Origin of the sequence: Streptomyces sp. NPDC005799, from assembly GCF_040630525.1 — a bacterium.
Classification (GTDB): domain Bacteria; phylum Actinomycetota; class Actinomycetes; order Streptomycetales; family Streptomycetaceae; genus Streptomyces; species Streptomyces griseorubiginosus_B.
In genome coordinates, this window is sequence record NZ_JBEXXQ010000023.1 from 98,689 (window position 1) to 113,646 (window position 14,958).

14 protein-coding genes are annotated in these 14,958 nt (G+C 71.4%); all 14 read left to right on the plus strand.

Going from position 1 to position 14,958, the window contains the following annotated elements; all coding sequences use genetic code 11:
• Window positions 1-8 precede the first annotated feature (8 nt).
• The 14 genes from ABZ453_RS23290 (at window position 9) to cysD (ending at window position 14,957) form a co-directional block, all read left to right on the plus strand.
• The gene (locus ABZ453_RS23290) at window positions 9-2,147 is read left to right on the plus strand and encodes a non-ribosomal peptide synthetase (RefSeq protein WP_359017219.1); all 2,139 of its coding nucleotides are present in this window, start codon (window positions 9-11) and stop codon (window positions 2,145-2,147) included.
• The gene (locus tag ABZ453_RS23295) at window positions 2,144-3,148 is read left to right on the plus strand and encodes a TauD/TfdA family dioxygenase (RefSeq protein ID WP_359017221.1); all 1,005 of its coding nucleotides are present in this window, start codon (window positions 2,144-2,146) and stop codon (window positions 3,146-3,148) included. The genes ABZ453_RS23290 and ABZ453_RS23295 overlap by 4 nt, the downstream gene beginning before the upstream one ends.
• Window positions 3,145-4,176, plus strand: coding sequence for a 2,3-diaminopropionate biosynthesis protein SbnB (gene sbnB / locus ABZ453_RS23300; protein ID WP_359017223.1), 1,032 nt, complete (start codon window positions 3,145-3,147; stop codon window positions 4,174-4,176). The genes ABZ453_RS23295 and sbnB overlap by 4 nt, the downstream gene beginning before the upstream one ends.
• Before the next feature lie 36 nt (window positions 4,177-4,212).
• On the plus strand, window positions 4,213-5,178 hold the full coding sequence (sbnA, locus tag ABZ453_RS23305; RefSeq protein ID WP_359017307.1) for a 2,3-diaminopropionate biosynthesis protein SbnA: 966 nt from the start codon (window positions 4,213-4,215) through the stop codon (window positions 5,176-5,178).
• A gap of 59 nt (window positions 5,179-5,237) precedes the next feature.
• The gene (locus ABZ453_RS23310) at window positions 5,238-6,872 is read left to right on the plus strand and encodes an acyl-CoA dehydrogenase family protein (RefSeq protein WP_359017225.1); all 1,635 of its coding nucleotides are present in this window, start codon (window positions 5,238-5,240) and stop codon (window positions 6,870-6,872) included.
• Between the two features lie 351 nt (window positions 6,873-7,223).
• Window positions 7,224-8,540: a GAF domain-containing protein gene (locus tag ABZ453_RS23315; RefSeq protein WP_359017227.1), complete on the plus strand. Its 1,317-nt coding sequence runs from the start codon at window positions 7,224-7,226 to the stop codon at window positions 8,538-8,540.
• A gap of 147 nt (window positions 8,541-8,687) precedes the next feature.
• Window positions 8,688-9,962 (plus strand): hypothetical protein, encoded by a 1,275-nt coding sequence (locus tag ABZ453_RS23320; RefSeq protein WP_359017229.1) that lies wholly within the window; start codon window positions 8,688-8,690, stop codon window positions 9,960-9,962.
• Between the two features lie 13 nt (window positions 9,963-9,975).
• Window positions 9,976-10,548, plus strand: a complete 573-nt coding sequence (locus ABZ453_RS23325) for a GNAT family N-acetyltransferase (RefSeq protein WP_359017230.1) — start codon at window positions 9,976-9,978, stop codon at window positions 10,546-10,548.
• A 127-nt stretch (window positions 10,549-10,675) separates the two neighbouring features.
• Complete coding sequence (locus tag ABZ453_RS23330) at window positions 10,676-10,759, plus strand: putative leader peptide (protein WP_309486338.1); 84 nt, start codon at window positions 10,676-10,678, stop codon at window positions 10,757-10,759.
• Between the two features lie 128 nt (window positions 10,760-10,887).
• Window positions 10,888-12,585 (plus strand): nitrite/sulfite reductase, encoded by a 1,698-nt coding sequence (locus ABZ453_RS23335; protein WP_359017232.1) that lies wholly within the window; start codon window positions 10,888-10,890, stop codon window positions 12,583-12,585.
• Window positions 12,582-12,761: a hypothetical protein gene (locus tag ABZ453_RS23340; protein WP_133041655.1), complete on the plus strand. Its 180-nt coding sequence runs from the start codon at window positions 12,582-12,584 to the stop codon at window positions 12,759-12,761. The genes ABZ453_RS23335 and ABZ453_RS23340 overlap by 4 nt, the downstream gene beginning before the upstream one ends.
• A complete protein-coding gene (locus tag ABZ453_RS23345; protein ID WP_359017235.1) occupies window positions 12,758-13,468 on the plus strand; it encodes a phosphoadenylyl-sulfate reductase in 711 nt (236 codons plus the stop codon). Before ABZ453_RS23340 ends, ABZ453_RS23345 begins: the two co-directional genes overlap by 4 nt.
• A gap of 20 nt (window positions 13,469-13,488) precedes the next feature.
• Window positions 13,489-14,025, plus strand: a complete 537-nt coding sequence (cysC, locus tag ABZ453_RS23350; RefSeq protein ID WP_359017309.1) for an adenylyl-sulfate kinase — start codon at window positions 13,489-13,491, stop codon at window positions 14,023-14,025.
• On the plus strand, window positions 14,022-14,957 hold the full coding sequence (cysD, locus tag ABZ453_RS23355) for a sulfate adenylyltransferase subunit CysD (protein ID WP_359017237.1): 936 nt from the start codon (window positions 14,022-14,024) through the stop codon (window positions 14,955-14,957). The genes cysC and cysD overlap by 4 nt, the downstream gene beginning before the upstream one ends.
• Window position 14,958 lies beyond the last annotated feature (1 nt).

The window sequence follows — 14,958 nt, forward strand, 5'->3', positions numbered from 1 at the left end:
CGAGATCCATGGACATCATCCCGCGCTGGACGCTCGACCCGGTACCGGGCGTCGCGGAGTACGACATCGCACTGCCGGAGAGCGTGCCGAGCGATCCGTCGGCCCTCGCGGCCGCCCACCTCAGGGTGCTCGCCGAACTCTCCGGCGAACGCGGAGCACCGGCCCTCACCGACCCCGGTGTGCAGGTCGGTCTCCAGGGCCGCATCCTGCGGCTGCGCTACCGCACCGACATTCTCGACGCCGCGGCCGCCGCCCGTGTCGCCGGATACCACCTCACCGCGCTCACCGACCCGCACCGGCCCACCCTGCTCTCCGAGGAGGAACTCCGTTTCCAGCTGGACGAGTTGGCGGGTCCCTGCCGACAGCTGCCGGACCGGCGGGTGCACGAGCTGTTCGAGGAGCGGGCGGCGCTGCACCCGGACGCGGTGGCCGTCCTCCAGGACGGCCGGCGGTGGACGTACGGCGAGTTGAACTCCCGTGCCAACCGCATAGCGCGGGCGCTGCTCGCCCGGGGGCTGCGGCACGAGGGCGTGGTCGCCGTGGTGCTGGAGCGGAACCTGGACTGGGCGGCGGCCGTGCTCGGCGTCCTGAAGGCGGGCGGTGTCTATCTGCCCGTCGAGCCGCACTTCCCGGCCGACCGGATCGCGCGGACGCTCGAGCGGGCGGAGTGCGCCCTGGTCATCACCGAGCACGGCAGCGACACCCGGGTGGGCGGGCGCGTCCGGAAGCTGTTCGTGGACATGGCGTACGGCGAGGGGCACGCCGAGCGCGATCTCGGCCTGCCCGTCACCGCAGGCCAGCTCGCCTACATCTACTTCACCTCGGGCTCCACCGGTGAGCCCAAGGGCGCGATGTGCGAGCACGCCGGGTTCGTCAACCACGTCCTCGCGAAGATCGCCGACCTGGGCGTCGGCGCCGGGCGGACGGTCGCGCAGACCGCGCCGCAGTGCTTCGACATCTCCCTGTGGCAGCTGGTCTCCGCGCTGCTGGTCGGCGGGCGGACGCTGATCCTCGGGCAGGAGACGATCCTCGACGTGCCGCGGTTCGTGGACACGATCGCGCGGGGCCGGGTGAACGTGCTGCAGGTCGTGCCGTCGTATCTGGAGGCGGTGCTGGCCGAGTTGGAGCAGCGGCCGCGCGAACTGCCGGACCTGCGCTGCGTTTCGGTGACCGGGGAGGCGGTGAAGCGGGAGCTGGTCGAGCGCTGGTTCACCGTCGAGCCCGGCATCCGGCTGGTCAACGCCTATGGCCTGACCGAGACTTCTGACGACACCAACCACGAGGTGATGGACCGGGCGCCGGACGGGTCCCGGGTGCCGCTCGGGCGGCCGATCGCGAACGTCCGCGTCTACGTCGTCGACGAGGACCTGGTGCCCGTGCCGCTGGGCGCGCCCGGCGAGATCGTCTTCTCCGGGGTCTGCGTGGGCCGCGGGTACGTCAACGACCCCGAGCGGACCAAGGCGGCCTTCACCGACGACCCGTACCGGCCCGGCGAACGGCTGTACCGCAGCGGGGATCACGGGCGCTGGCGGCCGGACGGGAAGCTGGAGTTCCTCGGGCGCCGGGACAGCCAGGTCAAGGTCCGCGGATTCCGGGTGGAGATCGGCGAGATCGAGAACGCGCTGCTGCGGGTGGACGGGGTGCGCGACGGCGCGGTGGTCGTCGTGGGGGGCGCGCGGCTGGTGGCGTTCTGCACGGGGCCGGAGCCGGTGGACGCCGACCGGGTACGGGCTCGGCTGGCCCGGTCGCTGCCGGAGTACATGGTGCCGGCGGTCGTGCACTGGCGGGAGCGGCTGCCCCTGACCGGCAACGGCAAGACCGACCGCAAGGCCCTCGAGCGTCTTGCCGGGCGGCTGGACCGCGAAGCCTCCGCGGACCGGTGGCCGGACGGTGACGCCTCCGGTGGCCCGGACAGCCCCGGGGAGCGGCGCATGGCCGCGGCCTGGGCCGAGGTGCTCGGCATTTCCGCGGACCGGATCGGCCGTCGGGACCACTTCTTCGACCGCGGCGGCACCTCGCTGTCCGCCGTGAAGCTCGCGATCGCCCTGGACCGGGCGGTCACCATCGACGACGTCACCCGCCACCCGGTCCTCGCGGACCTGGCAGGCCTGCTGGACCAGCGCCATGGAAAGGAACAGATGCAATGACGCACGCGTCCCCGGCTCTTTCGCCGGACATCGACACAGCTCCCGGCCGTCCACCGCTCCTGCACGCCGAGCCCGGGGCGGGCGCGGCGAGTTGGGCCGCCGAACACCGTGACGCGCTGCGTGCCGCGGTCGCCGAGCACGGCAGTCTGATGGTCCGCGGGCTCGGCCTGACCGAACCGACGGCCGCACGAGCGGTGTTCGGGCACCTCACCGACGCCCTGATGGCCGACCCCGAGCCGTTCGCGCCCCGCCGTTCCTACGGGGACGGCGTGTACTCCTCCTCCAAGTGGCCGCCCAACCAGCAGATGTGCATGCATCACGAGCTCAGCTACTCCCTCGAGTTCCCGGGTCTGCTGCTCTTCGCCTGCCTGGAGGCGCCGGAGTCGGGCGGGGCGACCGCCCTCGCCGACGGACCGGCGGTGCTTCAGGCGCTGCCCGTGGAGCTGACCGAACGGTTCGAGCGGGAGGGCTGGCTGCTGACCCGGACGTACAACGACGAGATCGGCGCCACGCTCGAGGAGGCCTTCGGCACCGACGAGCGGGCCGCCGTCGAACGCCACTGCCGCGCCCGTGCCATCGAGTTCGCCTGGCAGGACGACGGCTCCCTGCGCACCCGGCAGCACCGCGCCGCGGTGGTCCGGCACCCGGCCGACGGCCGGCGCTGCTGGTTCAACCAGGTCGCATTCCTCAACGAGTGGACCATGGACCCCGAGGTGCGCGAGTACCTGGTCGACGTCTACGGCCCCGACGGGCTGCCCTTCAACACCCGCCACGGCAACGGCGATCCGCTCGACGAGGGCGTCGTGCGCGCCATCAACGAGGTGTACGAGGCGCACACCCGGCGCGAGCCGTGGCAGTCCGGCGATCTGCTGCTCGTCGACAACATCCGCACGGCGCACGGCCGGGAGCCCTTCGAGGGCCCGCGCGAGGTGCTGGCCGCGCTCGGCGATCCCGTACGGCTGACCGACTGCGCGCCGGCTTTCGAGGTGAGGACCGTATGACCGCCGCCGCCGCACCGTCCTTCTCCGTCATCTCCGGTGAGCAGGTCCAGCAGGCCCTGCACGGGCGGGAGTCCGAGATCGCCGAGCTCGTCGAGGCCGTGTACCTGCTGCACGGGGCGGGCGAATCGGTGAACCCGCCGTCGTACTTCCTGCGCTTCCCGGACCGTCCGGCCTCCCGGATCATCGCGCTGCCCGCCTCGCTGGGCGGACCGCTGCGGGTGGACGGACTGAAATGGATCTCCAGTTTCCCGGACAACACGCGGTCCGGTCTGCCGCGCGCCTCGGCGGTGCTGATCCTCAACGATCCCGAAACCGGTTACCCGTTCGCCTGTCTGGAGAGCTCGGTCATCAGCGCCACCCGCACGGCCGCCTCGGCCGCGCTGGCGGCCGACCGGTTGAGCCGGAGCCGACCGCGGCCGACGCGGGTGGGGTTCGTGGGAACCGGCCTGATCGCGCGCTACATCCACACCCATCTCACCGCCACCGGCTGGGAGTTCGAGGAGACGGGCGTGTTCGACGTGTCGTCGCGCAGCGCGGCGGGGTTCCGCGGCTATCTGGAGCGGACGGGCGCGAAGGGGAGGATCGGTGTGCACGAGGACGCCGAGTCGCTGGTCCGCGCATCGGACCTGCTGGTCTTCGCGACGGTCGCCGCCGAGCCGCACGTCCACGACCCGTCGTGGTTCGCGCACCGTCCGCTGGTGCTGCACGTGTCGTTGCGGGACCTCGACCCGAGGATCCTGCTCGACTCGGCCAACTACGTGGACGACGTCGAGCACTGCCTGAAGGCACAGACCTCGCCGCACCTGGCCGAACAGCTCACCGGGGGCCGCGACTTCCTGGACGGCACGCTCCACGACGTGCTGACCGGCCGGGCGAGCGTCCCGGACGACCGGACGGTGGTGTTCTCGCCGTTCGGACTGGGGGTGCTCGACCTGGCGGTCGGCAGGTTCGTCCACGACGAGGTGGCCCGTCGGGGCGGGCTCAACGTCGTCGAGGGGTTCTTCCACGAGCTGCGCCGGTACGGCTGACCGGCCCGGCTGCGTGACGCATGAGAAGGGGACATCATACCCGTCATTTCCGACCCTGTTCAGTTCAACGAGGAGGAGCTCTATGTCGACCTGCGGGCCGCGCTGGGGCTGCCGCTGTACCTGAAGTGCGAGGGGTTCAACTTCGCCGGCTCCATCAAGATCAAGGCGGCCACCGAGATGGTGGACGCCGCCGAGCGGGACGGGCTGCTGCGGCCCGGATCGGTGCTGGTCGAGTCGTCGTCCGGGAACCTGGGCGTCGCGCTCAGCGTGATCGCGGCCAGTCGTGGACACCGGTTCCTGTGCGTCACCGACGCGCGGTGCAACGAGCCGACGATCCGGCTGATGGAGGCGCTGGGCAGCGAGGTGCACGTGATCGAGGAGCCGGATCCGCGCGGGGGTTTCCTGGGCGCCCGGATGGCGTACGTGGGTGCGCTGTGCGCGTCCGACGACAGATACGTGTGGCTCAACCAGTACACCAACCACGGAAACTGGAAGGCGCACTACCGGACGACCGCGCCGGCAATCGGCCGCCGCTTCCCGCATCTGGACGTCCTGTTCGTCGGGGCCGGCACGACGGGGACCCTGATGGGCTGCGCCCGCTGGTTCTGGCAGTGGCGGCGCCGGGTGCGGATCGTGGCCGTCGACAGCGTGGGCTCGGTGAGCTTCGGCGGGGCGCCGGGGCGCCGGATGATCCCCGGGCTGGGCACGAGCGTGCCGCCGCGGCTGCTCGACGAGTCGTACGTCGACGACCTGGTCCGGGTGGAGGAGAGCGACACGGTGCTGGCGTGCCGGCGGCTCGCCGCCCGGGGCTTCCTGTTCGGCGGCTCGACGGGCACGGTGATCAGCGGCGCGGGCCAGTGGCTGGCGGAACACGGCCGCAAGGGCCTCACGGCGGTGGCGATCGCCCCGGATCTCGGCGAGCGCTACCTGGACACGGTGTACCGGGAGGGGTGGCCGTCCAACGCGCTGGAGCGGGAGCCGGCGATGGCCCGGCTCGCGTGACGCACCGCCCGGCGCGCTGAAGTGTGCTGACCCGCGCCGGTACGGGGTACTTTCGCGGCATGGCAGGCACCACGCACACCGTGACCAACCAGCCCCCACCTCTGACCGGCTACGACGTCTACGGCGCCGACCATGCCCTGACCGCGGCGGTCGGGCGTCATCTCGCCCCCGGTCTGCTCGACGAGGTTCATGCCGAGCTGTCGGCGCTCGGGCAGTCCGCCGGGTCGGCGCAGCTGCAGGAGTGGGGCACCCAGGCCAACGAGAACCCGCCCCGGCTGCGCACGCACGACCGCTACGGCCACCGTGTCGACGAGGTCGACTTCCACCCCGCCTGGCACCGGCTGCTCGGCAAGGGCGTCGCGGCCGGCCTGACCGCCGCCTGGACCCGGCCCGGCGGCCATGTGCGCAGAGCGGCGGCGTTCGTGGTGTGGACCCAGGTGGAGGCCGGAAACCTCTGCCCCCTGTCGATGACCCACGCCGCCGTCCCCGCCCTGCGCACCGATCCCGCTCTCGCCGCGGAGTGGGAGCCGCGGCTGACGTCGATGATCTACGACCGTGAGCTCAGGCCGGCCCGGCTCAAGGCCGGCTCCCTGTTGGGCATGGGCATGACTGAGAAGCAGGGCGGCAGTGACGTACGGGCGAACACGACCGCCGCCCGGCCGCTCGCCGCGGACGGCGAGTACGAGCTCACCGGACACAAGTGGTTCTGTTCGGCGCCCATGTCCGACGGGTTCCTGGTGCTCGCGCAGGCGCCCGGCGGGCTGACGTGTTTCCTTGTACCCCGGGTGCTGGAAGACGGTGCCCGCAACGTCTTCCTCATCCAGCGCCTCAAGGACAAGCTCGGCAACCGGTCGAACGCCTCCGGCGAGGTCGAGTTCGACGGGACCTGGGCGCGCCGGGTCGGTGAGGAGGGGCGGGGGGTGCGCACCATCATCGACATGGTGGCCGCGACCCGGCTGGACTGCGTGCTGGGCTCGGCGGGCCTGATGCGGCAGGCGGTCGCGCAGGCCGTGCACCACTGCGCCCACCGGGAGGCGTTCGGCGCGAAGCTCGCCGACCAGCCGCTGATGCGCAACGTGCTGGCCGACCTGGCGCTGGAGTCGGAGGCGGCGACCACCCTCGCGCTCAGGCTCGCGGCCGCCTGCGACGAGGGCGGCGAGCAGGAGCGGGCGCTGCTGCGGATCGCCGTACCGGCCGCCAAGTACTGGGTGACCAAGCGGTGCGCGCCGGTCGTCGTGGAGGCCGCGGAGTGCCTCGGCGGCAACGGTTACGTCGAGGAGTCCGGCATGCCCCGGCTGGTCCGCGAGTCACCGCTGAACTCGGTCTGGGAGGGTGCTGGAAACGTCCAGGCGCTGGACGTGCTGCGCGTGCTGCGACGCGAACCGCACGCCCTGAACGCCTACCTCCAGGAGGTCGGCAAGGCCCGCGGCGCCGACCACCGCCTCGACGGCGCGATCAAGGACCTCCTGACCGAACTCGCCGACCTGGACGGTGTCGAGGCCCGTGCCCGCCGCCTGACGGAACGACTCGCCCTGGTCCTCCAGGGCTCCCTCCTGGCCCGCTTCGCCCCACCGGAAGTCGCCGACGCCTTCTGCGCCTCCCGCCTGGGAGCCGACGGAGGAGCAGCCTTCGGCACCCTGCCCCACACGCTGGATCTGACTTCGATGGTGGACCGAGCCCGCCCTACCGACTGACGTGAGGTCCACCACCTCAGGGGCGCGGGGCTGTGTCGATTTGCGGCTCCGCCGCGCGGGCGCGACCAGCCACGACCCAACCCGCACCCGGGATGGCGCACCCCGCCAAATCGCCGAAGGCAAAGGCGGGAGTGGTGCTGCGCCGACACGGCACCACCCCCGCCGCACTGGCCCGTTCGAGGCCGTGAACGCCGCTCGGGACGGCGTCGCTCAATATTCAAACAAGCTCGGAGCGTTCACCAGGGTTGCAAGGGGTTGCAACTTGCTGCTGTCTGTGGCCGGACTGTGTCCGTCCGTCAACCGGGACCGGCACTATGAGACGGACAGTCAAGACGACCCCGGGGAGGACCAGTGGCACTCTCGCCGACGGACGTGGCGCAGCTCGCCGTGGTCGACACGGCGCGTGCGGCGCGGGTACTCAGCGAGGTCCGTTCCGCCACGCTCGCCGGCGGGCGCGGGCCCGTCGCTCCGCGCCCGGTGATCGAACAGTCCTGGGAGCGCATGCTGCGCGGCGGCATCGATCCCGACCGGGACCGGCGCTCCGGCCTGCTCTCGCCCGAGGACGTGCGCAGACGCCGGGAGACCACGGAGCTGCGGCACATCCTGCCGGTGCTGCGGGAGGGCCTGCTGTCGGTGGCGGACGTCGCCCACCACATCATGGTGGTCGCCGACCAGGACGGCCGGGTGCTGTGGCGGGAGGGCAGCCCCGCGGTGCTGCGCCGGGCCGACGGGCTCGGCTTCGAACTGGGCGCGGACTGGCGGGAGGACGTCGTCGGCACCAACGGCATCGGCACCCCGGCGGTGGTACGGCGGCCCGTGCAGGTCTTCGGCTCGGAGCACTTCGTGCGCTCGCAGACCAGCTGGACGTGCAGCGGCGCCCCGATCACCGATCCGCGCGACGGCCGGCTGCTCGGCGTGGTGGACGTCAGCGGGCCGCTGGAGACGATGCACCCGGCGACGCTCGCCTGGGTCGACTCGGTGGCCAAGCTCGCCGAGTCCCGGCTGCGCGAGCTGCATCTGGGCTCGCTGGAGCGGCTGCGGGCCACGGCGGCCCCGGTGCTGGCCCGGCTGAGCGGGAAGGCCCTCGTGGTGGACCGGGACGGCTGGACGGCCGCGGTCACCGGGATGCCGTACACCAGTCGGATCGCCCTGCCCAAGTCCCTGTCGTCGGGCCGCCGGTGGCTGCCGCCGCTCGGGCTGTGCTCGGTCGAGCCGCTGGCCGGGGGCTGGTTGGTGCGCGCCTCGGCCGAGCCGGAGCCACGGACGGCCACCCGGGTCGTGCTGGACCTCTCCCAGCCGCGCCGCTGGTCGGTGACGGTGTCCGGGAGCGCCGGCTCCTGGAGCCGTGAACTGAGTCCTCGGCACGCCGAGTTGCTGTACCTGCTGGCGCTGCGGCGGGGCGGGCACAGTGCGGCGGGGCTCGCCGAGGAGGTGTTCGGCGACCCCGCGCGCACGGTGACCGTGCGCGCCGAGATGTCCCGGGTACGGCGCTACTTGGGCGGTGTGCTGGAGCACCGGCCGTACCGCTTCGGGGAGGACGCGGAGGTCGAACTGGTGCTGCCGGACGATCCGCGCGATCTGCTGCCGCAGTCGACGGCGCCCGCGGTCCTGGGCGCGCGGATGAGGGACGGGATGCCCCGAATGTGTCCTTCCGGTCCCGTCGAGTGACCGTGACGCACCATCTTCCGCATATTTGCAGCGTCTTCGTGCCGAGCCGCCCTTGACTGCCGTAGCATCCCTCTACGGGCCACCCCACCTGCGCCTTTGGTCAACACAAGGACCATTGGCCGCAGTTGGCTCGCCTCGGGAGGACCTATGAAGAGTCGTGGCAGGCACCGTCGGCAGAAACGTGGCCGCGCGCTGCGCGCTTTCCTGGCCGGGACCGCCCTCGCGCTCACCGCGGCCGCCACCATGATCAGCGCCTCGCAGGCCACGGTGAGTGAGGACCCGGGGGGGCTGAAGGCGCTCGACACGGCCGGGACCTCCGGGTTCCCGCTTCAGGAGCACCTGGTCCCGCGGGCCGCTCTGGACCGGCTCGCCTCGGCGATGGGCAGACCCGTCGGGGTGCGCTCCGTCCTCGCGGACACCGACCGCTCGCTGCGCACCCCGGCCGACTGCACGACCGCCGACCGCTCGGCGCTGCCGGTCGAACCGGCGGCCACGCGCGCGTACTGCTGGGACGCCGCCGACACCCGCGGCTGGCGGGCCGGCGCGGTGACGACCTCCGGGGACGCCGACGACGACGGCCACTGGGGCGACGACCGGGTGATCCTCTCCGGTTGGAGCCGGGACACCGGCCGGACGGGCAGGCCGGGCCTGGCCCGGGTCGCCTTCGTCAACGCGGACGACCCGGACCACCTCACCTACACCTGGGCGCTGCTGGCCGTGCCGACCGACGGCGGCCGCAACTACACGGGCCTGGCCTCCACCGTCTCGGGACTGGTCTGGTACCAGGACAAGCTGCTGGTCACCACCGCCGAGGGCCTGTACGTCTACGATCTGCGCCGCGTCCAGCGGGCCTCCGTGGACAGCGACCGGGTGGGCAGGGTCCGCGGCGGCTGGTCGGCGTACGGCGCCCGCTATGTGCTGCCCGCCGTGGGGTCGTACGCGCTCGGCCGGGGCACCCCGCGTCCGGCGGCCGTCTCCCTCGACCGCAGTACCGCGCCCGACAGCCTGGTGGCGAGCGAGGCGGTGCCCGCGAACAGTGACCGGCACACCCGGTTGTGGCGCTACCGCTTCAGCAGCAATCCGGCCCGCGCCGGCCTGCTGGCGACCGACGCCGAGGGACGGGCGCTCGCCAGCGAGGCGTACGAGACGAAAACGACCGGCGTCGTCGGCGTCCTGTCGTACGGCTCCGACTGGTATCTGGACCGGCCGTCCGACAGTCGAGACGGTCGGGGCACCCTCTGGCGGCAGGACCGACAGGAGGGGAAGGCCACCGAGTGCGGTTCGGACGACTCGCACCACTGCTGGGGCGGCCAGGCGGGCTCGCTGTCCTTCTGGGAGGAGACCGGCGAGGTCTGGTCCCAGTCGGGGCGGATGCTGTACGCACTGCCGCTGAGCTCGATCGACAGATCCCTGGCCGAATGATTTTCTGGCGGGCATGACGAACATCCCCGTGACCACCTGGTCGCTGGAGCAGACCGCCCCGGCCGACCTCCTGCCGGCCGCCGCGCCCGAGGGGGACGTGCGGATCGTGCGCTCCGAGCTGCCCTCCCCCGAGTTCAGCCGTTTCCTGTACGCGTCCGTCGGCGGCGACATCCGCTGGATCGACCGGCTCGGCTGGAGCCACGCGCGGTGGCTGGAGCACCTTCAGCGGCCGGGCGTGGAGACCTGGGTGGCCCACGACCGTGGCACGCCCGCCGGTTACGTGGAGCTGGAGCCGCAGGACGACGGGGTCGTGGAGATCGTCTACTTCGGGCTGATCCCGGCCTTCCGCGGCCGGCGCATCGGCGGGCACCTGCTGTCGTACGGCGCCGCGCGCGCCTGGGACCTCGCGGACCGCTGGCCGGGGCTGGCCGCGACCAAGCGGGTCTGGTTGCATACGTGCAGCCTGGACGGGGAGCATGCGATGGACAACTATCTCCGGCGGGGCTTCCAGCTCTTCGACACCAGGGTCGAGGAGCAGCCGGAGGTGGCCGCGCCGGGTCCCTGGCCGGGGGCCTACCGTGTCTGACCTGCGCGGACAAGAGCACGAACGGCGCATGTGATCGACAACACCCCTGTCTCACCAAACGAGACAAGGATGTCCGCATGGCGGACGAAGGTGGACTGTGTCCAGATTGCCATGACACGCTTCCGTCATGTCTGGAACTGGAATTGCCTTGGTGAGTCGGCGGCACGTCGATCTCGGCCGCATGTCCAGCGCCATCTGTCCGGCGAGCTGACAGCCACAGCGAAGCCCGATATCTCCTGACATTCCCTCTCTTTTGCGCAACGTCGCGCATGTATGCCCATGCGCCCGAACGCGCAGGTCAGAGCCGAATTCCCGCCTGTCCCGAAGGACGTAACCACCATGGCCGCCACCCCGCAGAAGCCCGCCGCCGCGCCAGTCCGCCGCAAGGTGAGCCGTCACCGCGGTGAGGGCCAGTGGGCGATGGGGCACTACACCCCCCTCAACGGCAACGAGCAGTTCAAGAAGGACGACGACGGTCTCAATGTGCGGACACGCATTGAGACGATCTACTCCAAGCGGGGCTTCGACTCCATCGACCCCAACGACCTGCGCGGGCGAATGCGCTGGTGGGGCCTGTACACCCAGCGCAAGCCCGGGATCGACGGCGGCAAGACCGCGATCCTGGAGCCGGAGGAGCTGGACGACAAGTACTTCATGCTGCGGGTGCGGATCGACGGCGGCCGCCTCACCACCCAGCAGCTGCGGGTGATCGGTGGGATCTCCGAGGAGTTCGCGCGGGGCAGCGCGGACATCACGGACCGGCAGAACATCCAGTTGCACTGGATCCGCATCGAGGACGTGCCGGAGATCTGGAACCGCCTGGAGGCGGTCGGGCTGTCGACCACCGAGGCCTGCGGCGACTGCCCGCGTGTGGTCATCGGCTCACCGGTCGCCGGCATCGCCGAGGACGAGATCATCGACGGCACCTGGGCCATCGACGAGATCCACGAGCGCTACATCGGCAGCAAGGAATTCTCCAACCTGCCGCGCAAGTTCAAGACGGCGATCTCAGGTTCCCCGCTCCTCGACGTGGTCCACGAGATCAACGACGTCGCCTTCGTGGGCGTCGAACACCCCGAGCACGGCCCCGGGTTCGACCTCTGGGTCGGCGGCGGCCTGTCCACCAACCCGAAGATCGGCGTCCGGCTCGGCGCCTGGGTGCCGCTGGAGGAGGTCCCGGAGGTCTGGGCGGGCGTCGTCGGGATCTTCCGCGACTACGGATACCGGCGCCTGCGGACCAGGGCCCGGCTGAAGTTCCTGGTCGCCGACTGGGGCGCGGAGAAGTTCCGGCAGGTGCTGGAGGAGCAGTACCTCAAGCGCACGCTCATCGACGGTCCGGCGCCCGCCGAGCCGCTGCAGCGCTGGCGTGACCACGTCGGTGTGCACCGGCAGAAGGACGGCCGTTACTACGTCGGTTTCGCACCGCGCGTCGGCCGTGTCGACGGCACCACGCTCACCAAGATCGCCGACCTGGCGGAGGCTCACGGCTCGGGCCGGGTGCGCACCACCGTCGAGCAGAAGATGATCGTCCTCGACGTCGAGGAGGAGCAGGTGGAGCCGCTGGTCGCGGCGCTCGATGCGCTGGACCTGACGGCCAGGCCGTCGCCGTTCCGGCGCGGCACCATGGCCTGCACCGGCATCGAGTACTGCAAGCTGGCGATCGTCGAGACCAAGGCCCGCGGCTCCCTGCTGATCGACGAACTCGAGCGCCGCATCCCGGAGTTCGACGAGCCGATCACCATCAACCTCAACGGCTGCCCGAACGCCTGCGCCCGTATCCAGGTGGCGGACATCGGTCTCAAGGGGCAGTTGGTCCTCGACAAGGACGGCAACCAGGTCGAGGGGTACCAGGTGCACCTCGGTGGCGCGCTCGGCCTGGAGGCCGGGTTCGGACGCAAGGTGCGCGGCCTGAAGGTCACCGCCGAGGAGCTGCCCGACTACGTCGAGCGCGTTCTGAAGCGGTTCCAGGACGAGCGCGAGGACGGTGAGCGGTTCGCCGCCTGGGCCGCACGCGCCTCCGAGGAGGCCCTGTCGTGAGCGAGCGGGCCGCCCCCTTCTACTGCCCCTACTGCGGCGACGAGGACCTGCGTCCGGCCGAGCAGGGCCACGGCGCCTGGGAATGCGCGGCGTGCAACCGGGCCTTCCAGTTGAAGTTCCTCGGGCTGCTCGCCCGGGGCCTTCAGCACTCCGAGGCAGCGGGAGACGAGATATGAACGCCGTGACGCAAGACCGTACGACCGAGGAGCTCAAGGCGCTCGCCGAGCAGGCGGGCCGCGATCTGGAGGACGCCTCCGCGCTGGAGATCCTCCAGTGGGCGGCGGAGACCTTCGGCAAGCGTTTCTGCGTGACCTCGTCGATGGAGGACGCGGTGGTCGCCCACCTCGCCTCCCGCGCGATGCCCGGCGTCGACGTCGTGTTCCTCGACACCGGTTACCACTTCGAGGAGACCATCGGCACCCGTGACGCGGTCGAGGCCGTGATGGACGTCAACGTCATCACCCTCACCCCGCGCCAGACGGTCGCCGAGCAGGACGCGGAGTACGGCCCGAAGCTGCACGACCGCGACCCCGACCTGTGCTGCAAGCTGCGCAAGGTCCAGCCGCTGGAGCAGGGCCTGAGGAGCTACACGGCCTGGGCGACCGGTCTGCGCCGTGACGAGTCCCCGACCCGGGCGAACACCCCGGTCGTCGGCTGGGACGAGAAGCGGCAGAAGGTCAAGATCTCCCCGATCGCCCGCTGGAGCCAGGACGACGTGGACGCCTATGTGAGCGAACACGGCGTCCTGACCAACCCGTTGCTGATGGACGGCTACGCCTCCGTGGGCTGCGCGCCCTGCACCCGGCGGGTGCTCGAGGGCGAGGAAGCGCGGGCCGGCCGCTGGGCGGGCCGGGCCAAGACCGAGTGCGGGCTGCACGAATGACGACGACCGAGGAGTTGCAGGTGACCACCGGAGCCACCGTCTGGCTCACGGGTCTGCCGAGTGCCGGCAAGACCACCATCGCGTACGAACTGGCCGGCCGGCTGCGCGCCGAGGGCCATCGCGTCGAGGTGCTCGACGGCGACGAGATCCGCGAGTTCATCTCCGCGGGCCTCGGCTTCAGCCGCGAGGACCGGCACACCAACGTGCAGCGCATCGGTTTCCTCGCCGAACTGCTCGCCCGCAACGGCGTCAAGGCGCTGGTCCCGGTCATCGCGCCGTACGCCGACAGCCGTGACGCGGTGCGCAAGCGGCACCAGGTGAGCGGGGCGGCGTACATCGAGATTCATGTGGCGACCCCGGTCGAGGTGTGCTCCGTACGCGATGTGAAGGGTCTGTACGCCAAGCAGGCGGCGGGTGAACTGACCGGGCTGACGGGTGTGGACGACCCCTACGAGGAGCCCGAGTCGCCGGATCTGCGCATCGAGTCCCAGCACCAGACCGTCCAGGAGTCCGCGGCCGCGGTCCACGCGCTGCTCACCGAGAGGGGACTGGCATGACGACCGTCGCATCCGTGCACGAGGGGACGGACGCCCCGTACGCGCTGTCCCACCTGGACGCGCTGGAGTCGGAGGCGGTGCACATCTTCCGCGAGGTGGCGGGCGAGTTCGAGCGGCCGGTGATCCTCTTCTCCGGCGGCAAGGACTCCATCCTCATGCTGCACCTGGCGCTGAAGGCCTTCGCGCCGGCCGCCGTGCCCTTCTCGCTGCTGCATGTGGACACCGGACACAACTTCCCCGAGGTCCTCGAGTACCGGGACCGTGTGGTGGCCGCACATGGGCTGCGCCTCCATGTGGCCTCCGTACAGGACTACATCGACCGGGGTGTGCTCAAGGAGCGTCCGGACGGCACCCGTAACCCGCTGCAGACCTTGCCGCTGACGGAGAAGATCCAGGCGGAGAAGTTCGACGCGGTCTTCGGCGGCGGGCGCCGGGACGAGGAGAAGGCCCGCGCGAAGGAGCGGGTGTTCTCGCTGCGGGACGAGTTCTCGCAGTGGGACCCGCGCCGCCAGCGCCCCGAGCTGTGGAACCTCTACAACGGCCGGCACGCGCCCGGTGAGCACGTGCGGGTGTTCCCGCTGTCCAACTGGACCGAGCTGGACGTGTGGCAGTACATCGCCCGCGAGGGCATCGAGCTGCCGGAGATCTACTTCGCGCACGAGCGTGAGGTGTTCAGCCGCAACGGCATGTGGCTGACCGCCGGCGAGTGGGGCGGCCCGAAGGACGGCGAGAAGGTCGAGAAGCGGCTCGTGCGCTACCGGACCGTCGGTGACATGTCCTGCACCGGTGCCGTCGACTCCGACGCGGTGACGCTGGAGCAGGTCATCACGGAGATCGCCGCGTCCCGGCTGACCGAGCGGGGCGCCACCCGCGCCGACGACAAGCTGTCCGAGGCCGCGATGGAAGACCGCAAGCGCGAGGGGTACTTCTAGG